At 67.0% G+C, this 21,852-nt stretch carries 26 protein-coding genes; 8 read left to right on the top strand and 18 right to left on the bottom strand.

Features of this window, described 5'->3' with window-relative positions:
- Positions 1-16: 16 nt before the first annotated feature.
- The 7 genes from E5675_RS00500 (at position 17) to E5675_RS00530 (ending at position 6,690) form a co-directional block, all read left to right on the top strand.
- A complete protein-coding gene (locus E5675_RS00500; RefSeq protein ID WP_247594908.1) occupies positions 17-1,108 on the top strand; it encodes a flagellar basal body P-ring protein FlgI in 1,092 nt (363 codons plus the stop codon).
- Positions 1,105-1,434 carry a rod-binding protein gene (locus tag E5675_RS00505; protein ID WP_136172964.1) on the top strand — a complete coding sequence of 110 codons (330 nt, stop codon included), beginning with the start codon at positions 1,105-1,107 and terminating at the stop codon, positions 1,432-1,434. Before E5675_RS00500 ends, E5675_RS00505 begins: the two co-directional genes overlap by 4 nt.
- Positions 1,431-2,756 (top strand): flagellar hook-associated protein FlgK, encoded by a 1,326-nt coding sequence (gene flgK, locus E5675_RS00510; protein WP_136172965.1) that lies wholly within the window; start codon positions 1,431-1,433, stop codon positions 2,754-2,756. Before E5675_RS00505 ends, flgK begins: the two co-directional genes overlap by 4 nt.
- Positions 2,757-2,771: 15 nt before the next feature.
- The gene (locus E5675_RS00515; protein WP_136172966.1) at positions 2,772-3,602 is read left to right on the top strand and encodes a flagellin; all 831 of its coding nucleotides are present in this window, start codon (positions 2,772-2,774) and stop codon (positions 3,600-3,602) included.
- Between the two features lie 118 nt (positions 3,603-3,720).
- The gene (gene motA / locus E5675_RS00520) at positions 3,721-4,584 is read left to right on the top strand and encodes a flagellar motor stator protein MotA (RefSeq protein ID WP_037557399.1); all 864 of its coding nucleotides are present in this window, start codon (positions 3,721-3,723) and stop codon (positions 4,582-4,584) included.
- On the top strand, positions 4,584-5,447 hold the full coding sequence (locus E5675_RS00525; protein WP_136172967.1) for a flagellar motor protein MotB: 864 nt from the start codon (positions 4,584-4,586) through the stop codon (positions 5,445-5,447). Before motA ends, E5675_RS00525 begins: the two co-directional genes overlap by 1 nt.
- A 181-nt stretch (positions 5,448-5,628) precedes the next feature.
- Positions 5,629-6,690, top strand: coding sequence for a sigma-54 dependent transcriptional regulator (locus E5675_RS00530; protein WP_136172968.1), 1,062 nt, complete (start codon positions 5,629-5,631; stop codon positions 6,688-6,690).
- 192 nt (positions 6,691-6,882) lie between these two features.
- Here the strand turns inward: E5675_RS00530 and E5675_RS00535 are convergent, their stop codons facing one another.
- Genes E5675_RS00535 through fliE form a run of 18 tightly spaced genes read right to left on the bottom strand, consistent with a single transcriptional unit; the run spans position 6,883 to position 20,633 of the window.
- Positions 6,883-7,272 (bottom strand): flagellar protein FliS, encoded by a 390-nt coding sequence (locus E5675_RS00535; protein WP_136172969.1) that lies wholly within the window; start codon positions 7,270-7,272, stop codon positions 6,883-6,885.
- 22 nt (positions 7,273-7,294) lie between these two features.
- Positions 7,295-8,665: a flagellar filament capping protein FliD gene (fliD, locus tag E5675_RS00540; RefSeq protein WP_136172970.1), complete on the bottom strand. Its 1,371-nt coding sequence runs from the start codon at positions 8,663-8,665 to the stop codon at positions 7,295-7,297.
- Positions 8,666-8,709: 44 nt separating this feature from the next.
- A complete protein-coding gene (locus tag E5675_RS00545; RefSeq protein ID WP_136172971.1) occupies positions 8,710-9,849 on the bottom strand; it encodes a flagellar type III secretion system protein FlhB in 1,140 nt (379 codons plus the stop codon).
- 3 nt (positions 9,850-9,852) lie between these two features.
- Positions 9,853-10,632 (bottom strand): flagellar biosynthetic protein FliR, encoded by a 780-nt coding sequence (gene fliR, locus E5675_RS00550; protein ID WP_136172972.1) that lies wholly within the window; start codon positions 10,630-10,632, stop codon positions 9,853-9,855.
- Positions 10,633-10,648: 16 nt separating this feature from the next.
- Positions 10,649-10,918 (bottom strand): flagellar biosynthetic protein FliQ, encoded by a 270-nt coding sequence (locus E5675_RS00555; RefSeq protein ID WP_037557392.1) that lies wholly within the window; start codon positions 10,916-10,918, stop codon positions 10,649-10,651.
- Between the two features lie 4 nt (positions 10,919-10,922).
- Positions 10,923-11,135, bottom strand: coding sequence for a hypothetical protein (locus E5675_RS00560; RefSeq protein ID WP_136172973.1), 213 nt, complete (start codon positions 11,133-11,135; stop codon positions 10,923-10,925).
- An 11-nt stretch (positions 11,136-11,146) separates the two neighbouring features.
- The gene (gene fliP, locus E5675_RS00565; protein ID WP_136172974.1) at positions 11,147-11,917 is read right to left on the bottom strand and encodes a flagellar type III secretion system pore protein FliP; all 771 of its coding nucleotides are present in this window, start codon (positions 11,915-11,917) and stop codon (positions 11,147-11,149) included.
- Complete coding sequence (locus E5675_RS00570) at positions 11,907-12,185, bottom strand: flagellar biosynthetic protein FliO (RefSeq protein WP_136172975.1); 279 nt, start codon at positions 12,183-12,185, stop codon at positions 11,907-11,909. Before E5675_RS00570 ends, fliP begins: the two co-directional genes overlap by 11 nt.
- Positions 12,185-12,520: a flagellar motor switch protein FliN gene (gene fliN, locus E5675_RS00575; RefSeq protein ID WP_136172976.1), complete on the bottom strand. Its 336-nt coding sequence runs from the start codon at positions 12,518-12,520 to the stop codon at positions 12,185-12,187. The genes E5675_RS00570 and fliN overlap by 1 nt, the downstream gene beginning before the upstream one ends.
- Positions 12,513-13,451, bottom strand: coding sequence for a FliM/FliN family flagellar motor switch protein (locus E5675_RS00580; RefSeq protein ID WP_136172977.1), 939 nt, complete (start codon positions 13,449-13,451; stop codon positions 12,513-12,515). Before E5675_RS00580 ends, fliN begins: the two co-directional genes overlap by 8 nt.
- Positions 13,448-14,053: a flagellar basal body-associated FliL family protein gene (locus E5675_RS00585; RefSeq protein ID WP_136172978.1), complete on the bottom strand. Its 606-nt coding sequence runs from the start codon at positions 14,051-14,053 to the stop codon at positions 13,448-13,450. The genes E5675_RS00580 and E5675_RS00585 overlap by 4 nt, the downstream gene beginning before the upstream one ends.
- Positions 14,054-14,070: 17 nt before the next feature.
- Positions 14,071-15,240, bottom strand: a complete 1,170-nt coding sequence (locus E5675_RS00590; RefSeq protein ID WP_136172979.1) for a flagellar hook-length control protein FliK — start codon at positions 15,238-15,240, stop codon at positions 14,071-14,073.
- Positions 15,237-15,683 carry a hypothetical protein gene (locus tag E5675_RS00595; RefSeq protein ID WP_136172980.1) on the bottom strand — a complete coding sequence of 149 codons (447 nt, stop codon included), beginning with the start codon at positions 15,681-15,683 and terminating at the stop codon, positions 15,237-15,239. The genes E5675_RS00590 and E5675_RS00595 overlap by 4 nt, the downstream gene beginning before the upstream one ends.
- The gene (locus E5675_RS00600; RefSeq protein ID WP_037557383.1) at positions 15,680-17,011 is read right to left on the bottom strand and encodes a FliI/YscN family ATPase; all 1,332 of its coding nucleotides are present in this window, start codon (positions 17,009-17,011) and stop codon (positions 15,680-15,682) included. The genes E5675_RS00595 and E5675_RS00600 overlap by 4 nt, the downstream gene beginning before the upstream one ends.
- Entirely contained in the window at positions 17,008-17,604 is a 597-nt protein-coding gene (locus tag E5675_RS00605; protein ID WP_136172981.1) for a FliH/SctL family protein, read from the bottom strand. The genes E5675_RS00600 and E5675_RS00605 overlap by 4 nt, the downstream gene beginning before the upstream one ends.
- Positions 17,597-18,628, bottom strand: a complete 1,032-nt coding sequence (gene fliG, locus E5675_RS00610) for a flagellar motor switch protein FliG (protein ID WP_052182462.1) — start codon at positions 18,626-18,628, stop codon at positions 17,597-17,599. The genes E5675_RS00605 and fliG overlap by 8 nt, the downstream gene beginning before the upstream one ends.
- Complete coding sequence (gene fliF, locus E5675_RS00615; RefSeq protein ID WP_136172982.1) at positions 18,621-20,276, bottom strand: flagellar basal-body MS-ring/collar protein FliF; 1,656 nt, start codon at positions 20,274-20,276, stop codon at positions 18,621-18,623. The genes fliG and fliF overlap by 8 nt, the downstream gene beginning before the upstream one ends.
- A gap of 3 nt (positions 20,277-20,279) precedes the next feature.
- Positions 20,280-20,633, bottom strand: coding sequence for a flagellar hook-basal body complex protein FliE (gene fliE, locus E5675_RS00620; RefSeq protein WP_136172983.1), 354 nt, complete (start codon positions 20,631-20,633; stop codon positions 20,280-20,282).
- A gap of 250 nt (positions 20,634-20,883) precedes the next feature.
- Here fliE and E5675_RS00625 point away from each other — a divergent pair, with 250 nt between their 5' ends.
- Complete coding sequence (locus E5675_RS00625) at positions 20,884-21,702, top strand: flagellin (RefSeq protein WP_136172984.1); 819 nt, start codon at positions 20,884-20,886, stop codon at positions 21,700-21,702.
- Positions 21,703-21,852: the final 150 nt, after the last annotated feature.

A 21,852-nucleotide genomic window follows, 5' to 3' on the forward strand; every position in this document is an offset into this window, starting at 1 on the left:
GACCCAGCGTCCGACCCTGTTCACCCTTTTTGCGCTGCTGCTCGCGAGCTTCGCCTTCGTGGCTCCCGCGCACGCCGAGCGCATCAAGGACATGGGCCAGTTCCAAGGGCTGCGCGCGAACCAGCTGACGGGCTACGGGCTGGTCGTGGGCCTCGCGGGCACCGGCGACGACAGCCTCGATTATTCGACGCTGGGCATGCGGGGTGCGGTATCGCGTTTCGGCCTGACGCTGCCGCCCGGAGTGAACCCGGCGCTCAAGAACGCCGCGGCAGTGATGATCACCGCCGAACTGCCGCCCTTCGCCAAGCCCGGCCAGCGTCTTGACGTCACCGTGTCGGCAATCGGCAAGGCGAAATCCTTGCGCGGCGGCACGCTCGTGCTCGCGCCGCTCTATGGCGCCGATGGACAGATCTACGCGATGGTGCAAGGCAATCTGGTGATCGGCGGGCTCGGCGTCGACGCCGCCGACGGGTCGAAACTGACGGTCAATGTGCCGTCGAGCGGGCGCATCGCGGGCGGTGCGACGGTCGAACGCGCGGTCGAAACCGGCTTTGCGACAGCGAGCTATCTGACCTTCAACCTCCACCAGTTCGACGCGACCAATGCCAAACGCGTCACCGATGCGATCAACGCCGCGATCCCCGGCACCGCATCGATGATCGACGGGGCGAGCATCGCGATCCGCACCAGCGGAAACGGCGACGAGCGGATGCGGCTGATGTCGCAGATCGAGAATCTCGGCGTGACGCGCGCCGAACCGCCGGCGAAGGTGATCGTCAACGCGCGCACCGGAACGGTGGTGATCAACGGCGCGGTCCGCGTCGGCACCGCGGCGGTCAGCCACGGCAAGCTCACCGTGTCGATCAAGGAAGCGCCGATGGTCGTCCAGCCCGCGCCGTTCAGCCGCGGCCAGACCGCGATTGAACCGTCGAGCGAGATCGAAGTCACCGAAGATTATCGCCCGGCCTTCCTGATGAACCCCAATGCCTCGCTCTCCGATCTGGTCGATTCGATCAACCGGCTGGGCGTTCCCCCCGGTGACCTTGTCGCCATCCTCGAGGCGCTGAGCCAGGCCGGCGCGCTCACTGCGGAACTGGTGATCATATGACGAGCCCCGTTTCTTCCGTTTCGGCGACGCCGACAGCGACCCCGACTCCGGCGGCGGGGGGCGGCGGCGACGGCGGGCTGCGCAAGGCGGCCGAGGCGTTCGAAGCCGTGATCCTGCGCCAGCTGATGGCGTCGATGCGGCAGGCGAAGCTTGCCGACGACATCTTCGGGTCGAGCGCGACCGACAATTTCCGCGAGATGGCCGACGCGCGCACCGCCGACAGCCTCGCCGCGATGCGCCAGTTCGGCATCGCCGACATGGTCGAGCGGCAGTTCCGCGGCCAGCTCGGCGCGCTTGCCGCTCGTTCCGGGGGAGGCGTACAATGAGCGACCTGCTCGGCATCGGCTACAGCGGGCTCAAAGCCTATTCGCGCGCGCTCTCGACGATCGGCGATAATATCGCCAACGCGCAGACGCCCGGATACGCGCGGCGCCGGCTGGAGATGATGGAAGCCGTCGGCGGCGGCAATTCGATCTTCTATCGCGGCAACACCAATCCCGGGGGCGTCGACATCCGGGGCCTCGACCGTTCGGTCGACGCGTGGCTCATCGAGGATTCGCGCATCACTTCGGGCGATTCGGGGCGCGCGGCGACGAAGCTCAGCTGGCTCGACAAGGTCGAAGCGGCATTGAGCGACGAGACGAACGGCATCAAGACCGGCCTCACCAACCTCTATACGACTGCCGACCAGCTCACCTCGGACCCCTCGAACCGGACGCTGCGGGCGCAGTTCCTGCAGTCGGTCGACGATATCGCATCGGGGTTCCGCACCGCCGCGAACCAGCTCGAGAAGATGGGTGACGGGATCGAGGGCGCCGCCGCGAGCGAGGTCGATACATTCAACACCAACCTCGATGCGCTCGAACAGATCAACATCGGGCTGCGCAAGGCGCGGCCGGGATCGACGAACGAAGCGAGCCTGCTCGACGAGCGCGACCGATTGCTCGACAAATTGTCGTCGCAGGCGGGGGTCAGCGCAAGTTTCGATAATAATGGCGCGGTGACGCTGCGCGCTGCCGGATCGGGCGACCTGCTCGTCGGCGGCGGGGTCGTCAATCCGATTTCGGTGACCGCCGCGCCCGACGGGCGGCTGTCGTACAGCATCGGGGGATCGCCGCTCGCGATCTCGACAGGCTCGCTCGCCGGGCTCGCCGAGGGAGCGAATCATGTCGCCGACCAGCGCGCCGCGCTCGACACGATGGCGACTGATTTCGCGGCGCAGCTCAACGCCGCGCACCAGGCGGGCACCGATGCCGACGGCAATCCGGGTCAGCCGCTCTTCACGGGCACCAGCGCCGCGACCTTGACCGCCACGGCGCTGACCCCCGATCAGGTGGCGGCCGCCGACGCGTCGGGCAGCAACGGCAACATGCTGGCGTTCGGTACGATGCGCGGGGCGGACGATCCCGAGGCGCGCTGGTCGGGGCATATGGCCTCGCAGGCGCAGACGGTCGCGTCGGCGCGCGCGCAGGATGCCGCCGCCGCGACGCGCGCCGATGCTTCGGCTGCCGCGCGCGACGGGGTCAGCCAGGTCGATCTCGACACGGAGGCGGCCGAATTGCTGCGTTTCCAGCAAGCCTATTCGGCCGCCGCGCGCACGATACAGGTCGCGCGCGAAACGATGCAAACGCTGCTCAGCTCGCTCTAAGGAAAGGGCCGGAACATGATCAACGCCGTGGGCAATCGCATGACGCGCGAAATTGCGCGCCAACAAAAGCTCGCCGACGCGCTCGAGCGGACGCAGATCCAGATTTCGGGCGGCAAGAAGCTCCTCCGAATGTCCGATGACCCGGTCGCGGCGCGCCGTATCGCGACGATCGGCACGACGCAGGCGAGCATGGCTGCCTGGTCGGCGAACGTCAATTCGGCCTCGGCGCTCGTGTCGCAGGCCGACGGAGTGTTGAAATCGGTGAGCGATCTGATGTCGCGCGCGCGCGAGCTGACGCTCGCCGCCGCGAGCGATACCGCCAACCCCGCCGACCGCGCGACGATTGCGGCCGAACTCGGGACGATCGCCGACGAGCTCGACGCGCTCGCGGCGACCCGCGATTCGAACGGCGATCCGGTATTCGCCGCCGGCACCGCGCGCGTGATGCGTTTCGATTCGGACGTCACTTTCGCGCCGGTGCCGTCGGCGGCCGACGTGTTCGTCGTCGGCGGCAACAGCCTGTCGACGGGAATCCGCGACGCCGCCGCGGCAGTCGCCGCGAACGACAAGGCGGGAATGAACGCATCGCTGGGATCGCTCGACGCCGCGATCAGCCACGTCGCCGACGAACATGCCAAGATCGGCCTGTCGGGCGGCCGACTCGACCGCATCGGTGACGGCCTTGCGTCGCGCGGGATCACGCTCAAGGACGAGCGCTCGGTGGTCGAGGATACCAATCTCGAAGAGGCGATCGCCCAGCTCCATGCCCAGGATCTGACGCTGCAGGCCGCGCAGGCGGCCTTCGCCAAGATCAACCGGCAGACCTTGTTCGATATTTTGGGCTGACGGCCCTCAATCTTGCGGCGCCGCTGCCGTTAATCATCAAGACGTCCCTGAGTTAATGGGGGCCTGAGTTTGCGGGGGCCGGCCTCGGCAGCCGGGTCCCGAATGGAGTTTCGCGCACATGTTTCCCGTCGTCGGCATCGTCGTCTTGATCCTGCTGGTCTTCGGGGGCTTTGCGCTGACTGGTGGCAACCTCGGCCCCGTCATGCACGCGCTGCCGCACGAGATGCTGATCATCGGCGGCGCGGCGCTCGGCTCGCTGATCATCGGCAATTCGGGCGCTGACCTGAAGGCGCTCGCCGGCGGGCTCGGCAAGGTGTTCAAGGGGCCCCAATACAAGAAGCAGGATTATCTCGACTGCATCCTGCTCGTCTCGACGCTGATGAAGATGATGCGCACCGAAGGTCCGGTCGCGGTCGAGCCGCATATCGAGGATCCGAAGAATTCGACGATCTTTCAGCAATATCCCAAGCTTTTGAAGGACGACACGCTCGTCCACCTCATCTGCGACACGCTGCGCCTGGTGGTGGTGTCCTCGGGCACGCTCGATCCCCACGCGGTCGAGGAGGTGATGGACAACGCGCTGAAGAGCCACCACCATCACAGCCTCAAGCCCGCCGAGGGCTTGCAGAGCCTCGCCGACGCGCTCCCCGCGCTCGGCATCGTCGCGGCGGTGCTCGGCGTCGTCAAGACGATGGGTTCGATCGACCAGCCGCCGGCGATCCTCGGCGCGATGATCGGCTCGGCGCTTGTTGGCACCTTCCTCGGCGTGCTGCTCGCCTATGGCCTCGTCGGCCCGTTCGCGACGCGCGCCAAGACGGTGATCGAAAGCGACGGCGCCATCTATCACACGGTGAAGCAGCTGATCATCGCCTCGCTCCACGGCCATCCGCAGCCGCTGGTGATCGAGGCGGCGCGCTCGGGCGTCGACCATCATAACCAGCCGAGCTTCGCCGAAGTCTTCGACGGGATGCGGGGCCGCTGATGGCTGCCCGCCCGAACACACCGCCGCGGCCCATCATCGTCAAGAAGGTGATCCAGGAAGCGCACGGCGGCCATCACGGCGGCGCGTGGAAGGTCGCCTATGCCGACTTCGTCACCGCAATGATGGCCTTCTTCCTCCTGATGTGGCTGCTCGGCGCGACCAACGAGGCGCAGCGCAAGGCGCTCGCCGACTATTTCGCGCCGACGATCGTACAGACAAAAACCGACACCGCGGGATCGTCCGGCCTGTTCGGCGGCGATTCGCTGGTGGCGGCCGATCGCTATCCGCATGGCGCCGCACAAACGGGCACGCGCGCGATGACGATCCCGCGCGATGCGGTCGGCGGACCGCGCGAGGCGTCGGGGCGCGAACGCGAAGCCGAATCGAAAAAGTTCAACGCGCTCGCCCAGTCGCTGAAGGAGCGGCTCCAGAGCCGCGCCGACCTCAAGCGCCTCGCGCGCAACTTGCGCTTCACCGAAACGCTCGAAGGGCTGCGTATCGATATCGTCGACGACGCCGACGTCTCGATGTTTGCGATCGGCACCAGCCAATTGACCCCTTCGGGCGCCAAGCTGTTCGCCGAGGTCGGCGCGCTCATCGCCGAAGTGCCCAACCGGGTGATGATCCGCGGGCACACCGACGCCGCGCCCTGGTCGGCGAAGTCGGGTACCAACAACTGGCGCCTGTCGGTCGATCGCGCCGAGGTCACGCGTCACTATCTCGCATTCCGCGGCATCGCTTCAGAGCGGTTTGCGCGAATCGAGGGGGTCGCCGATCGCGAACCCTATGTCCCTTCCGACCGATTCGATCCGCGCAATCGTCGCATCTCGATCACGCTCGGCTGGCGCGCCGGCGACAATTAGTGCCAGTTTGGCAGCATATCGGAGATAGTTAACGCGTTTCCGACGCCAATACTTCCAAATTGGCAATATCCATTTGTTTTGAAGGACTTAGTGAACAGGCGATAAGCTTTTGTTTACCAGTTTCGTCAATTGCTGAGTCCATCGAAGGGGGCACCGAGCGGGCGGTGCGGTGGAGACCAAAATGACACTGGGGCACAATGAAAACACAGCGCTCGAAGCGCTGATCATCGGGTCGAGCCCGGCGGTTTGCCGGCTGCGCGAGATGATCCGCCGCGTGGCGCGCTCGAACGCCTCGGTGATGCTCTGCGGTCCGTCGGGCTCGGGCAAGGAACTGGTCGCCCGTGCGATCCACGATGAAGGCGCCCGTGCGGGCAAGGCCTTTTCGGCGATCAACTGCGGCGCGATCCCCGGCGAACTTATCGAATCCGAACTGTTCGGGCATGAAAAGGGTAGCTTCACCGGCGCCCATGCCCGCCGTATCGGCCATTTCGAAGCGAGCGAGGGCGGCACGCTCTTCCTCGACGAAATCGGCGACATGCGTTTCGACATGCAGGTGAAACTGCTCCGCGTGCTCGAAGACCGGACGATCGTCCGCGTTGGCAGCAGCGAGGTGAAGGCCGTCGACGTCCGCGTCATTTCGGCCACCCATCAGGATCTCGGCGCCGCGATCGCCGATGGCAAGTTCCGCGAAGACCTGTTCTTCCGGCTCGGCGTGGTTGTGCTCCAGGTCCCCAGCCTGGCCAGCCGCGTCGAGGATATTCCGGCGCTCGTACGCCATTTCCAGCGCCGGATGCCGGCCGATGCCAAATGCCGCTATGACGATGCCGCGATGGCGCTCCTCATGCAGCACGCTTGGCCCGGCAATGTCCGCGAACTCCGGAATTTCGTCGAGCGCGCCAGCGTTCTTCATGGCGGCGAGACGCTCGGCGCCGACGATGTCGCGATGCTTTTGAACCCCACCGCAGCGCTCGCACCCCGGCCGGCCGTCTCCAGCAGCCCCGCCGTGGTGCAGGCCAGCGCGGACGATTTCACGACGCCGGCGACGCCGTTTGCCAAGACGCCGGCTCCGGGCCGCCCGATCGACCTCAAGCGCGAGATCGAGACGATCGAACTCGAACAGATCCACGTCGCGCTCGACCTTGCCGACGGCATCATTTCGGAAGCCGCGCGCCTGCTGACGCTGAAGCGCACGACGCTGATCGAGAAGATGCGCAAATATGGCGTCCACCAGCAGGCCGCCTGACGGCCCGCGCGACACAAGTTTCAGCACCCGCTGAAAAAGGGGGCTCTGGTCCGCTCCCGCACCACCCGGCCGCCCGTCCCCACCTAGGGCGGCCGGGTACCCAGCGGGTTCTTCCCAGTCTCATATGGCACCGGCCCGTCCCTTCCCGCGAAGGGCGGGCCGTTTGCTATTCGGGCCTAGCCGGCAGCGGCCTCAGCGGAGCTGACGCCAGGCGGCGCTGATCGTCAGGATCCCTTCGAGAAGTTCGGAAAGACCTTCGGCGCTGTTCGCCGCGACGGCATCGTCGAGCTTGCGGCGCATGCTGCGATAGACGCGCGAGAGCGCGGTCGCCACGTCGCCGCCCTTGTCGCGGTCGAGATTGACGTCGAGGCCGATCAGGATCGCGCGCGCGCGATGCGCGGGTTCGGTCGCCGAAATGCGCTGCCCCTGCCGCACCATCGCGGCGAGGACGCCGACGGCGGTTTCAAGCTCGTCGTAAAGCATCGTCACCAGCTCGACAGGGTCGGCCGCGGCGGCGCGGCTTTCATTCTGCAATCGGCGATAAAGTCCGGTCGCCCGGACGGTCGAAGCGGTAGCGGTCACAGTCCTGGTCCCCACGCTCTAGTTAGTCATTACCCTGATTCGACCAGAGCTTGATCTGCTGTTCGAGATAGGATTGCGTCGCCTTGAACGCGGCCAGCTTCGCTTCGAGCGCGCCATATTGCTTCTCGAGGCGCTTCCTGTACGCGTCCTCGCGTTCCTCGATCTTCTCGAGCTGGTCGGCGAGATTTTCCTTTTTCGTGTCGAGCGATCTCGACACGCGATCGATCGCGCCATTGACCCCGACCGCCTTGTCGCGGATCGCGTCGAGCGCGAAGGCGATGCCCGGGTCGCTCTGTTCGGTGTGGGTGGCGTCGCGGCGCGGGTTGAAAAGTGCCTCAACCGCGCCGGCGTCGGTTTCGAGCGCCTTGTCGAGCTTTTTATTGTCGACCGACAGCAGACCTTCCTTCGTTACCGAAACGCCGATGTCGGACAGCTGGTTGATGCTGCCGTGGCTCGAAACCACCTTGTGGATGAGCCCGCCGAGTTCCCGTTCGAGCTCCCGCAATCCGGTGCTCGGACCCGACAGGCTCGACGCGGCGACAAGGCTTTTCTTGAGCTGGTTATAGACCGCGACGAAATCGCCCACCGTCTGCTTGATCATGTCGAGCGGGCGGCTCGCGCCGATATCGACGGGCTGGCCGGGTGCCGCTTTCTTGAGCGTCAGCGACATGCCCGGAACGACATCGTCGATGATGTTGGTCGCGCGGCTGAAAGCGATGCCGTCGATGGTGAATTCGGCGTTGGCGGCGCTTTGACCCTCGTTCATGCCGCCGCCAGTGGCAAAGGCGGAGAGGCCAGGGTCGGCGCCGGCATCGGCGGTGAGGGTGAAGGCGCCGGCTTCGCCGGTCGGGCCTTTCAGGATCAGGCGGTGCCCGCCTTCGTCGGCGATGATCGAGGCGGTAACGCCCGCGCCGCTCGCGTTGATTGCGTTCGCAAGCCCGTCGAGGCTGTTGTTTGTCGCGTCGATCGTGATCGTCTTGGCGACGCCGCCGACGGTCAGCGTCATCGTGCCTGCGCCGATCGCCGCAGTTTTGTCGGTGACAACGCCCGAATAATTGGTCTGCGCGCGCGCGAGCTGGTTCACAACGACCGTCGCGGCAAAGCTGTCGGCCGAAAGGCCCGCGCGGCTGGTCGCGCCGAGCACGCTTTCGTCCGACACGGTGGGGGTGCTGCGCAGCGTGCCGTCATTGACCATCTGGCTCAGCGAATCGGCGAATCCGTCGAGGTCGGCGCGCGCCTGCGCGAGCGCGCTGATCCGCGCCTGGTTGGCCTGCGTCAGTTCCGCCATGCGCGCGATCTTGGGATCGCGCGAGGCGTTCGACAGGTCGGTGACGAGCTGTTTGACGTCGAGGCCCGAGCCGAAACCGAGGCTGTTGGCGATTGAGCTTACCATGGCAAATATCCTTCGCACCCCTTAACGGCGGCGCGCGCGAAAGATTAAGCCTGACGCCGCCCTTCGGGATCGAACTGGTGCGAAGGCGGCACGTCGACCGCGGGTTGGGCGATTCCGTCGGCGACGGCGCGCTCGAGCTGGAAGACGAAGGCGAGCACGGTCGCGACCGCGACGAACAATTCCTCGGGGATCACGCGGCCCGCGCGTGCGGTGAAATAGATGGCGCGGGTGAGCTGCGGATATTCGAGCATCGGAACATTGGCGGCGCGCGCCAGCTCGCGGATCGACAGCGCGACGTCGCCGCGTCCGCGCGCGACGACGACCGGCGCGGCGTCGGTCCCGGGGCGATAGCGCAGCGCGACCGAGAAATGCGTCGGGTTGGTGAGCACGACGGTCGCCTCCGACACCGCCTTGCGCGCCGATCCGCTCAAAATCTCGTGCGCGCGCTGGCGCTGCGCCTGCTTGAGCTCGGGGGCGCCGTCGGACTGGCGCATCTCCTCCTTGATCTCCTGCTTGCTCATCATCAGCCGCTTGTTGCGCTGGAACCATTGCACCGGGACGTCGATCAGCGCGATGACGACGAGCCCGCCGGCGAGTGCCAGCATCGCGTGGCCGATCGCCTTTCCGGCAAGACCGATCGCGGCGATCAGGTCGGTCGAGGCCATCGTCATGATCGCGGGCAGGCTGCTGGCGACGAGCCAATAGCCGATCGTGCCGAGCAGCAGCACTTTCGCGATCGCCTTGCCGAGTTCGGTCGCGCCCTGCATGCCGAACATGCGCTTGAGCCCGCTCAGCGGGTTGATCCGGTTGCCCTTGAAGTGAAGCGCCTTGCCGCGCCAACCCATCGACCCGAGCATCGCCGGACCCGCGACGGCAGCGCCGATCGCAAGCGCGAACAGGCTTGCGAGCGGCAGCAGGATTTCGACCCCGTTGCGCATCAGCGCCTCGGCCGGCGCGAAATCGGCGACGTCGGCGGCGGTCAGCGTCAGCCCGCGACGGACAAGGTCGCCCGCCGACTGGACGAACCAGCCGCCCGCGGCGACGATCCAGCCCGCGGCCGCGAGCATCATCAGCGCGGTCGCCAGCTCGCGCGACATCAGCACATCGCCCTCGCGCGCCGAATCGGCGAGCTTCTTCGCGGTCGGCTGTTCGGTTTTCTGGTCCTTGTCGCTGCCTTCTGCCATGGCTCAGATTCCCGCGACCATGCGCGCGGCGTCGAGCGCGTCGGAGAGGATGCGCGCGACCGCCTCGGCCATCGCGGGCGTCGCGATGCCGAGCAGCACGATCCCGGCGAGCAGGGTCGCGGGGATGCCGACCGCGAACAGGTTGAGCGCGGGCGCCGAGCGGCCGATCACGCCCATGATGATCTGGACGAGAATGAGCACGAAGCCGACGGGCATCGCGATCGTCAGCCCCGCCGCAAACATCAGGCTGCCGAAGCGGATGAGGCCGCCGATCGCGTCCCACGAGGGAAAGGCGTTGCCGGGCGGTAGCGCGCTATAGCTGTCGACAATGATATCGATCAGCAGGAGATGGCCGTCGGCGGCGAGGAAGAGCGCGGTCGCCATCATCGAGAGGAACTGGCCGATCGCCGAACTCGACGCGCCGCTCAGCGGATCGACCATCGACGCGAAGCCGAGGCCCATCGCATTGCTGATCACTTCGCCCGCGAGCAGCGCCGCGGCGAGCCCCATCTGGAGCACGAAGCCGATCGCGAGCCCGATCACGACCTCGCCGATGACGAAGAAAAAGCCCGGGACCGACACGATGCCCTCGGGCGGCAGCGCCATGCCAGAGGCCGCGACCGCGGGCACCCCGACCGCGAGGGCGATCACGAGCCGAAGCTGTACCGGCACATTCGCGGCGCCGAACACCGGCGCGGCGATAAAGGCGGCGCCGGGGCGGATCATCCCCAGCATCCACAGCTGAAGCATCGCCTCGATATTCGGGATGTCGGCAGGGTTCATCGGCGTGCCGCGAGCCCTAACGGACGAGCGCCGGAATCTGCGCGAACAGCTCGCGCGTGAAGTCGGTGAGCAGCACGAGAATGCTGCCGCCGAAGATCGCGAGGCAGATCGCCGCGACGATCAGCTTGGGCACGAAGGTCAAGGTCTGTTCGTTGATCGACGTCGCCGCCTGCACCATGCCGAGCAGCACGCCGATGACGAGCACGGGCAGCAGCAGCGGCGCCGAGGCGAGCGCAAGGATCCACAGCGACTGCTGCGCGACCCCGATGAAATAGTCGGCTTCCATGACCTCAGTGCCTGCTGTCGAGCGACTGGCCTGCCTTGACCGGGTCGATTTTGTCCCGGTGCAGGGCAGGCAAGGCGCCGCGATGCGATATATCCCGCTCGGGGACCAAGGTGACAATGGGCCAAAAGCGGCCGGTTCCGAAGGGGCTCGCGCGCCGCGCCGCGCGGCGCTCCCCGGAAACCTGCTCCATGGTGCAATCGTGGTGGATCAATCCCATCGTACCGGACCCTAACTCACGAAGGAGGAGGCGAGCGACCCCATCGTCAGCGCCCAGCCGTCGACGAGGACGAAGAGAAGGAGTTTGAAGGGCATCGATATGATCGTCGGCGACAGCATCATCATACCCAGCGACATCAGGGCCGAGGCGACGATCAGGTCGATGACGAGGAAGGGCAGGAAGATGAGGAAGCCGATCTGGAACGCGGTCTTGAGCTCGCTGGTGACGAAGGCGGGGAGCAGGATCGAGAAAGGGACGTCCTTCGGGCTCGCATAGCTCGGCGCCTTGGCGATCTTCGCGAACATCATCAGGTCGGTCTTGCGCGTCTGCTTCATCATGAAGCCGTGGAGCGCATCGCCCGAGCGCGACACCGCTTCGCCGATGTCGATCTGTTCCTGGCCGTAAGGCTCGATCGCGACACGGTTCACTTCGCTGATCACCGGCGCCATCACGAACAGCGAGAGAAAGAGGCTGAGGCCGACGAGCACCTGGTTCGGCGGCGTCTGTTGCAGCCCGAGCGCGTGGCGCAGGATCGACAGCACGATGATGATCCGCGTGAAGCTCGTCATCATCAGCAGCAGCGACGGCAGCACCGTCAAAAGGCTCATCAGGACGAGGATCTGGAGCGACAGGCTCAGGGGCCGGCCGTCGCCGCCGATCTCGTTCACCGCGCGGCTGAGGCCGTCGGCGGCCTGAGCATAAGCGGCCGGCGCGGCGCAGAGCAGCGCGGCGCCGCCGGCGAGTGCCGCGGCACGCAGCCAGAAGCGGCGGTCAGTCGACATGGAAATCCCCCTGCGCGTCATCGGCGAGGCGGGTGATCCCGTTACGCGATACCGCGACAAGGATCCGCTGCCCCGCGAATTCGACAACCGCGAGCTTCGACCCCGGACCGAGCGGTAGCACGTCGACCATTTCGACCGCGCGCGCCTTGGCCGCGCCGCCGACGAGCGGCACGCCCATCTGGACGCGCTTCCACAGCCACAGGCTGCCCCACGCCATGCCGCCGATGATCGGCAGCAGGATCAGCAGGCGGAGGATATATTCGAACATCAGGCTCTCCGTTCGAAACCTTCGAGCCCGCGCGCCGGCGCGACGACTTCGGCGACCTGAATGCCGTAGCGGCCGTCGACGCTGACGATTTCGCCCTTCGCGATGAGCGTGCCATTGGCATAGATGTCGAGCAGGTCGGTCGCGGCGCGGTCGAGTTCGATCACGCTGCCTTCACCCAATGCGAGCAGTTCGGACAGCGTCATCGAGGTCGACCCGACCTCGACCGACACGCGCAGCGAGACGCCGGCGAGCAGGTCGAAATTGGGCGCTGCGGCGATGCTCTTGTCGCGCCGGTCGGCGCGCGCGGCCTTCGGGGCGTCGGCGATGTCAGTCATTGTCCGGTCCTTTTTCGATATGGTCGATCATGATCGCGGCGTTGCCATTGGCTTCGCCGATGCTGCCGAACGCGAAGCTGCGCCCGGCGACGGTCACCGGCACATGGCGCGGCATGGAAAGCGGAATGATGTCGCCGACCTCGAGCGCGAGCAGCTTGACGAGGCTGATCTCGGGACGCGCGAGTACCGAGCGGATGGGCATGCGCACGTCGCGCAGCGCCTTGTCGAGCGCGCCCGACCAGACCGGATCGCTGCCGCCGGCGGCCGGCATGTCGGGAAGCAGCTCGTCGCCCGCGATCCCGCGCAGCGCGGCGACCGGATAGGCGCACAGGATGACGCGCCCGTCGAAGGGCGCGCCGCGCAGGGTGAAGCGCTGGACGAACAGTTCGTCGTCGGCGCGCACCGCGGCGAGCTTCGCCGGATCGGCGGTGACGCAGTCGAGTTCGGGCTCGAGCGCCAGCTTGTCGCGCCAGGCAGCGGCAAGCTGCATCCCGATGTCGCGGCCGAGCCGCGCGGCGAAGCGGTCCTCGGCGTCGGTCAGCTCTTCGCGTTCGGCGGCGAGCTGGCCGCGGCCACCATAGAAGATATCGACGAGCTGGAGCAGCAGCGAGCGCGATCCGGCGAGCAGCACGGGGCCCTTGAGCGGCGCTGCGTGATAGCGCCAGAAGATCGCCGGGGTCGCCGACGCGCTCCACTCTGCAAAGCTCATCTGTTCGGCGCCGGCGCGCTCGACCTGAATGGCCGGCGCACCGAGCGCGCGGATAAGGTCGCGCAGACTGCGCGCGAACTGGTTCGCGACGCCCTCGAGCGCGGGAAAGGCATAGCTATCCGCCGCCTTGCGCAGCAGGAGCGACTCCTTGCTGTCCGCGGGCGCAGCCGCGGGTGCCGCCGGCGCCTTGACGGCTTTGACGGATTTCGTGCCGGTGGTCACTGGATCACCAGACTCGTGAAATAGACATTGTCGATACCCCCGAAACCTTCCTTCTCGCGCAGCACATCGTTGATCGCGGTCGTCAACTGGCGTTGAAGCCGCTGTTTCCCCTGCGATGTGGAGAGCAGAGCCGGATCCTGTTCGGCGAGCACCATAAGCACGACCGAGCGGATCGGCACCGCCTGCCGTTTGATATTATTGATAACCTTGCCGTCATAGAAGGTCGAAAGGCTGATACCGATCTGCAAAAAGCCCGATCCGTCGGCGAGGTTCGTCGTGAAGCTGTCGGTGATCGGATAATAGGTGATCTCGTACTTGCGCGGATCGACCTTGAACTTGTCGTTCGGGACCGAGACGGTGCCGACCTTGAGCGGCGCTTCCTTGTTGTCGCCCTCGGCGGCGGGTTCGGCGCCGTCCTCGCTGCGCACGACGAGCTTCGGATAATGATCCTCGGGCTTCGCTTCATGCGCCTGCAGCGCGCCGAAATAGATGCCCGCGCCCGCGCCGGCACCGATCAGCGCGACCGCGGCCACCCCGATCAGCAGCAGCTTTTTGAACTTGCCCTTTTTCTTGGGGGCGCCTTCGACATTGTCCTTGGCCATGATGAGACCCTTTCTGATCAGGCGAAGCGGCCGCGGCGGTCCGCGGCGCGCGCTTCGTCGCGCGGCTCGGCGCGTTCGGTGGCGGTTTCGATAAGATGCGCGGGGTCAGCGGCGGCGGAGCGGTCCTGACCCTGGCCCTGGCTTTGTGACTGGCGTCCGGTCTCGCCCGGCGTGCAGGTCACTTCGGCGCCGGCGACGCGCACGCCCTGCTGGCGCAGTTCCTCGACGAGGCGGCCCTGCGCGGCGGTGACGATCGTCGCGGTCGCTTCGTGATGCGTGTCCATCTTCAGCGCGACGCCTTCGTCGCCCATTTGCATCGCGACGTCGAGCCGGCCGAGGTGGCGCGGCATCAGGCGAAAGCTGATGTCGCCGCTGTCCGATTTGGTCGCGGCGATGTCACGCGCGAGCTGGTCGATCCATGCGCCGTCGCTGTCCATATCGAGCACGCGCTCGGCGATTTGGGCGGGTGCGGCGGCTTCGGCCGCCATGGCGGTGCCCTGCGCCGCGGGTTGGGCGAACAGGATCGTCATCGACGGCGCGGCATCGACGGGTTTTGCGACCGGAGCTTCGGCGCCGGCGAGGATCGGCAGCGGCGCGCTGGCGTCGCGCGGGCGCGCGGTGACGGGCGTTGCCGGTGTATCGGCGTCGGCACGGACCTGCGGCGCCTCGACCGGCTTGGCGGGCTTCGTAGCGGCCGGAATGGCGGTGGCCACGACCGCTGCCAAATTGGTTGCCGGGACGGCGGAGGCGACCGCTTCGCCCGGTTCGCCCGGTTCAGCCGTATTGGGGGCGGTGTCCGCCTCGGTTTCGGCCGGTGCCGGCTTGCCGGGCGCGGGCGTGCCGGGCACGTTGCCGCCCAGCGCGACCAGCAGGGTCGCAGCCAGCGCCGCAGGGTTCGTTTCGGCAGGCTCCGCTTTGGCGAACGGGGCTTCGACGCTGACGGCGGCTTTGAGCGGCGGGGTATCGATCTGCGGGGCCTCCGCCGTCGGCACGGCGACGATCGCGACCGCCGCCTTGGTGATCGGCGCAGCGGCGGACGGGGCGCCCGTAACCGGCGCTGCGGCAAGCAGCTGGTCGAAACCGCCGCCTTCACCGCCGTCGGGAAGCTGGCCGATATTGGCGAGGAAGGTCGCGAAGCCCGCGGGCATCGCGCCCTGCGGCGTCGGAAGGGATGGCGCGCCCATCATGCCGCGCCGCCTTCGATCAGGCGCAGGCGCATCGCTGCACGCGGGCGGTGCGGGCGGTTGGCGTCGTCGCGGCGTTCCTGTTCGGCCTCGGCCGATTTGCGGCTGCGTTCATAGAGGCGCACCGCCGATTCTTCCTTCGCCATCGCGCTTTGCGCGAGCGCGCCCATCTGGTCGCGGCGCTGGCTCGCGCCCGCCAGCGGCGCGGTCAGGCTTTCCTGCGCGATGTCGAGCCGCATCGCGAGCTCGCCGATCGTGTTGAGCGCGCGGCCGGCGACCGCGCCCTTCGCCATTGCAAGGTCGACGCGCAGCGTTTCGAGCCGCTTGGCGAGTTCGACGAGGTTCGCCAGTTCGCCATTGGCGCGCGCGAGATTGGCCTCCGCCATCTGATGTTCGACGGAGCGCACGCGGATGATGCGTTTGCGGCGTGCGGTGCGGGCGTTCATGCGGAATATCCTTCGATCAGGGCTTGGCGGGAAATGTCGAAATCGACCTGCGCCTTGGCAGGCTGCGAAACATAGGCGAGCTGGTCGGCGTGGCGGGCGATTGCGGTGTCGAGCACCGGATCGGCGCCGGCGACGTAAGCGCCCATCAGCATCAGGTCGCGATTCTCTTCATAGAGCGACCAGAGCTGGCGAAAGCGCGCGGCGGCGGCGGCATGTTCGGGGTCGACCGAATCGACCATCGTACGCGACAGCGATCGCGCGACGTCGATCGCGGGGTAGACGCCCTGTTCGGCGAGCTGGCGCGACAGGATGATATGGCCGTCGACAATCGCGCGCGCGCTGTCGACGACGGGATCGTCGATGTCGCCGCCATCGGCGAGCACGGTGTAGAGCGCGGTGACCGATCCGCCGGTTTCGCGGTCGATGCCGGCGCGTTCGCAGAGCGACGGGATCAGCGCGAAGACCGACGGGGGATAGCCCTTCATCGTCGGCGGCTCGCCCAGCGTCAGCCCGATCTCGCGCTGCGCATGCGCGACGCGGGTCAGGCTGTCGATCAGCAGCAGGACCTTCTTGCCCTCGGCGCGAAAGGCCTCGGCGATCGCGGTCGCGCGCATCGCGGCGCGCAGGCGGAGCAAAGGCGGATGGTCGGCGGGAACCGCGACGACGACCGATTTCTTGCGCACCTCGGGGGGCAGCTTGGTTTCGACGAAGTCGCTGACCTCGCGGCTGCGCTCGCCGATCAACCCGACAACGATGACGTCGCATTCGGTGCCCGCGATCATCTGGCCCATCAGCACCGACTTGCCGACGCCCGAGCCCGCGATGATCGCGACGCGCTGGCCTTCGCCGACGGTGAGCAGGCCGTTGATCGCGCGCACGCCCATGTTGAGCGCGCGGGTGACGCGGCCGCGGCGCAGCGGATTGACCTTGCGGCCGGCGAGCGGCCACTGGAATTGCGACTTGATCGCCGGGCGGCCGTCGAGCGGGTTGCCCTGCGCGTCCATGATGCGGCCGAGCAAAGCCTTGCCGACCGGAACCATGCTCGACGCGCCATGCGGTTCGACCGGCGCGCCGGTGACGAGCGGCTTGCCCGAGTCGAAGGGGAGGACGAGGCTGCGGTGACCACGAAAACCGACGACCTCGCCATAGACATAATCATTGTCGGCCGACCGGATACGGACATTGCTGCCGAGCGGCATCGGGAAACCCGACACTTCGAGCATGATGCCCTCGTGCGAGACGAGCGTGCCGATGCGGCGCGGGCTGGCGTGCGCCAGGTCGACGGGGTCGAGCAATTGCTGCGCGGAGAGGGCGAGGCGGCGCGTCATGCGGCTTCGCTTTCGCCAAGCGCAGCGCGCAGTTCCTCAAGATAGACCGCACGGCCATGCTCGATCCAGCCGGTCGAGGTTTCGATGCGGACGGTGCCGCGCATCATCGCCGCGTCGCTCTCGACCGCCATTGCAAGCGGGCAGTCGGCGAGCAGCGCGGCATCGTCGGGATGGACCCACAAGGTGCGCGCCTTGTCGGCGTCGGCGATCATTGCAGCGGCGGTATCGACCTGCGCGTGCAACCATTCGGTGTCGATCGGCGCGGTGGCTACGATCTGGCGGACGAGACGTTCGACGGTGGTGGCGATCAGTTGCGCCAGCTCTTCGCTCGGTTCGTCCTGCAGCGCTTCGGCGGCGGCGAGCAGCGCGAGCAGCTGGTGGCGTTCGGCGACGAAGGCGGCTTCGGCCAGACGCTGGCCTTCGGCGAGGCCGAGCGCGAAAGGGTCGTCGAGATCGATTTCATTGACGCCTTCGGGCTCCTCCGACTGCACCGGAGAGGCGGGCGCGAAGGACAGCGGACGAAAACCGCCGCGCGCCATTGCATCGGCAAGATTGACTGGGACGAAGCCGGTTTCGACGGCACGATCAGACATAATCGTCGCCTCCGCCCGCGATCATGATCTCGCCGGCCGCGGCCATCTGGCGCACGATCTGCATCACGCTCTTCTGCGCGTCGTCGACGTCGGCGCGCTTGACCATCGTCATCTCGTCCATTTCGTCGCGGATCGTTTCGGCCGCGCGCTGCGACATGGTGGCGAGGCACATGTCGACCATATCCTCGTCGGCGCCCTTGAGCGCGATCGCGAGCTGGGCGGCATCGACCGAGCGCAGCACGCTGCTGAGGCTCTTCTTGTCGAGGTCGCGCAGATTTTCGAAGATGAACATTTCTTCCTCGATCGTCTGCGCGAGGATGCGATCGTGCTTCTTGAGCGCGCGGATCGTGCGTTCGGAAAGCTGCTTCGGCATCTTCTTCATGATCTTGGCGACGTCGCTCGGGCCGCCGATCGCCTGCTTGGCGACGCGCTGGCCATCGACATTGGCGCTGGCGAGCACCGATTCGAGATCCTCGATCGCGGCGGCGGGGACCGAGGTGAGCATTGCGGCGCGCAGTACCAGATCGGCCTGCAACACTTCGTCGAGTGTCTCGATCGCGCGCGCGGCGACGTCGGGGACGAGCACCGACAGGATCAGCGCGCCCACCTGCGGATGCTCGCTCGCGAGCAGGCCGCTGATCGCATCGACGTCCATCCAGCGCAGCATTTCGAGCGACGCGGCGCTGCGCTGCGGCGCGACGGCGGCGAGGATATTGTCGGCGCGGACGTTGCCGACGGCTTCGTTGATCACCGTGCGGATGCGCGTGTCGGCGCCGATCGCGAGCGCGCTGACGTCGCGGCTGCGCGTGACGAAACGGTCGAGCGCCTGTCCGATCTGCTGCTCGCTGGCGTTGGCGGTGTCGAACATCGCTTTGGCGAGCTGGCGCACCTCGTCGGGGTCGAGCTGCTTCAGGATCGTCGCGGCTTCGCTCTCGTCGAGCAGCATCAGCAGGATCGCGGCGGCGGCCGATCCTTCGATCGCGGGCATCGCGGGCGCATTATCCAGTTCGGCGAGCTCAGGCACGGGCGCCCTCCTGCATCAGGTGGCGGACGACGAGCGCGGCGCGTGCCGAATCCTGGCGGACGAAGGCGCGGACGAGATTGGCGCGCGCTTCATAGCTCGGCGCCTGTTCGATCATCTCGAGCGTGATTTCGCGATGGTTCGATCCGCTGGCGAGCGCCGGGCGGTCGGTCGCGGCGAGCAGCGACGCTTCGAGCTCCTGATTCTGTTCGGCGCGTCTGGCGGCGCGTTCCTTGGCCGCGCGGATCATCGGGCGACCGATGAAGAGGAAAGCGAGCAGCGCGGCGAGGATCGCGCCGACCTGCTTGACCAGCGGCAGGAACCAGCCCTGATCGTAAAAGGCGGGCTCGGTGTCTTCTACAGCCACGAACGGGCGCTGGTTGATCGCGACGAGGTCGCCGCGCGCGGCGTCAAAGCCGATCGCGCCCTTCACCAGACTGTCGATCTTGGTGAGGTCTGCCTGCGTCAGCGCCTTCTTGCCCTGATTGAGCGCGACGGCGACCGAGACGCGGCGCAGCCTGCCCTGCGGCGAATGCGTCACCGAAATCTCGCGGCCGACTTCATAGGCGCGCGCGGCATTTTCATTGCTCTCGACGCCGGGTGCGGGGGGCGCGCCGGCCGGGGCCGGCTGCGGCCCTTCGGCGGTGACCGTCGTCGCCTGCGGCGGCTGGTTCGACAGCGCGCCGGGAATGCCGACGGCGGGGGCGCTCGTGCCGCTGGTCGAGCGGGTGATCTGCTCGCTGGTCAGCGCGCGGTCGTTCTCGGGGAAGCTTTCGCGCGTTGCCTGGCTTTCGGACATGTCGACGTCGGCGTGGACCTCGACCGTATAATTGCCGGCGCCGAGCATCGGGCCGAGCAAGGTGTCGAGCGCGCGGCGAAAGCGGTCCTCGACCTGCAATTGCATCTGGAACGCCTTCATGTCGCTGCCGCTCGCGGTGTCGGATAGCAGCGCGCCGCGCTGATCGATCACCGACACCTGATCGGCGTTCATGCCGGGCACCGACGAGGCGACGAGGAAGCGGATCGCCTGCACCTGCCCGTCGCTGAGCGAGCGGCCATTCTGCAACGTCAGCATCACCGACGCGGTGGCGGGCTTGTCGTCGCGCACGAAGAGGCTGGGTTCGGCGGCGGCGACATGGACGCGCGCGCTCTTGACCGCGTCGATCGTCTCGATCGTGCGCGACAGGTCGGCTTCGCGCGCCGAGCGCAGCGCTTCGCCCTCGATCGCGCGGCTCGACCCCATGGGGAGCGAAGCGATCAGGCTGTCGCCGCTCGGCGCCGCCTTGGGGAGGCCCTGTCCGGCGAGCGCGATGCGCGCCTGGTGGAGCTTGTCGGCATCGACGGTCAGCGCACCGGTCGAGCTGTCGATGCTGTGCGCGATGCCCTGCGACTGGAGCGCCTCGGCGACCGCGGCCTTGTCGGCGTCGTCGAGCCCGGCGAACAGCTGCGCCTGCGGTGCCGCCTGCATCGTGAAATAGGCGAGCGCGGCGATGCCGATCGCGGAGGTCATCGCGATCGCGGGGAGCGCGCGCTGCACCGCCGGCTGGCGGATGAACTGGCTCACGGGTGCGAAGCGACCGCCCAGGACGGGGGCGGGGAGGCGGTTCGTGGACCCGTCGTCGACGGGGGTGAGGATTTGTGCTTCGGCCATGGATTACACCGGCATGTTCATGATGTCGCGGTACGCGGACAGCAGCTTGTTGCGGACTTGCAGGGTGGTTTCGAAGCCGAGCGAGGCTTTCTGGCGCTCGATCATCACGCTGACGATGTCGTGCGTGTCACCGCGCTCATAGGCTTCGGTGATCTGGCTCGCCTTCGTCTGCTGGGCATTCACCTGCTGGAGCGCATTGTTGATCGCGGCGCCGAAATCGGGAGCGCCGCCGGCGCCCTCGACGCCGCCTTCGGCCGCGCCGATCCCGCCGCGGCCCGCGGCGCGCTGCAACGCCTGGTTCTGATTGAGGATCGAACTGCGCATCTGCAGCAGCCGGCTCGGGTCAATCGTGCTCATTGCTTCTTCATCCGTCCTGTTGCGCGGCGGTCTGCCGCACGCACAAAGAAGGATGCAAAGCTCGTGCCAAAAATATATATATAATATTTTCAGTAGTTTAAATGAGAATTGCCTGGCCTGTGGGCGACTTTCGGCATTTTTTTGACGCGCCGGGCTTAAGCGCTGCCGCGGGGCGCCGTTACTGGCTTCGTGACCGCTCCTCGAGCCCTCACATCACGGGAATGGCCATCGAGGCCGGAAAGGAACAAAGATGACTGTCATCAACACCAATGTGAGCGCGCTTCGCGCCCAGAACAACTCGCGTGTCGCAAGCCAAATGCAGTCGCAGGCGATGGAACGCCTGTCGAGCGGCAAGCGCATCAACAGCGCGAAGGACGACGCCGCCGGCCTCGCCATCGCGACCCGCATGGACGCCAGCGCCCGCGGCCTGACCCAGGCGATCCGCAATGCCAACGACGGCATTTCGCTTGCCCAGACCGCCGACAGCGCCGCCGGCAGCATCTCGGACATCCTCGTCCGTATGCGTGAACTGGCGATGCAGGCCTCGACGGGCACGCTGAGCGACGACGACCGCACGCTGGTGCAGGAAGAAGTTACCGCGCTGATTTCGCAGATCGGCGACGTCGCGACCCGCACCACCTTCAACGACAATGTGCTGCTCGACGGCAGTGTTGCCGCGGGCTTCGACATCCAGACCGGTCTCGATACCGGCCAGGTCGTGAACATCACGGTTGCCGATCTGCAGGCTGCCGCGCTTGGCGTCGACGCGCTCGACTTCTCGACCGCGGCGGGTGCGCAGGGCGCGCTTGCGACGCTCGACACGGCGATCGACACGGTCGCTACCGAACGCGCCAACCTCGGTGCCCAGCAGAACCGCCTGTCGTCGGCTGTCGACAATTTGACGTCGAGCGTCACGAATCTGTCGGAATCGAAGTCGCGCATCGAAGACGCCGATTTCTCGGTCGAATCGACGAACCTCGCGGCCGCCGGCATCCTGGCGCAGGCATCGACCGCGATGCTCGCCCAGGCGAACCAGAGCTCGCAGGGCGTGATGAACCTGCTCCGCTAAGCTTAGCGAAAATTTCAGGCTATATTCGGTTGGTCCCTTAGATAGCCTGATCCGATGCCCCGGCCCCCACAGCCGGGGCATCATCTTTTTGCGCGAAGGCGCGGCACCGGCCCGCTCCCCCACCCGGCCTCCCGACATAGTATTCTATGG

The sequence above is a fragment of the Sphingopyxis sp. PAMC25046 genome, assembly GCF_004795895.1.
Taxonomy (GTDB): Bacteria; Pseudomonadota; Alphaproteobacteria; order Sphingomonadales; family Sphingomonadaceae; genus Sphingopyxis.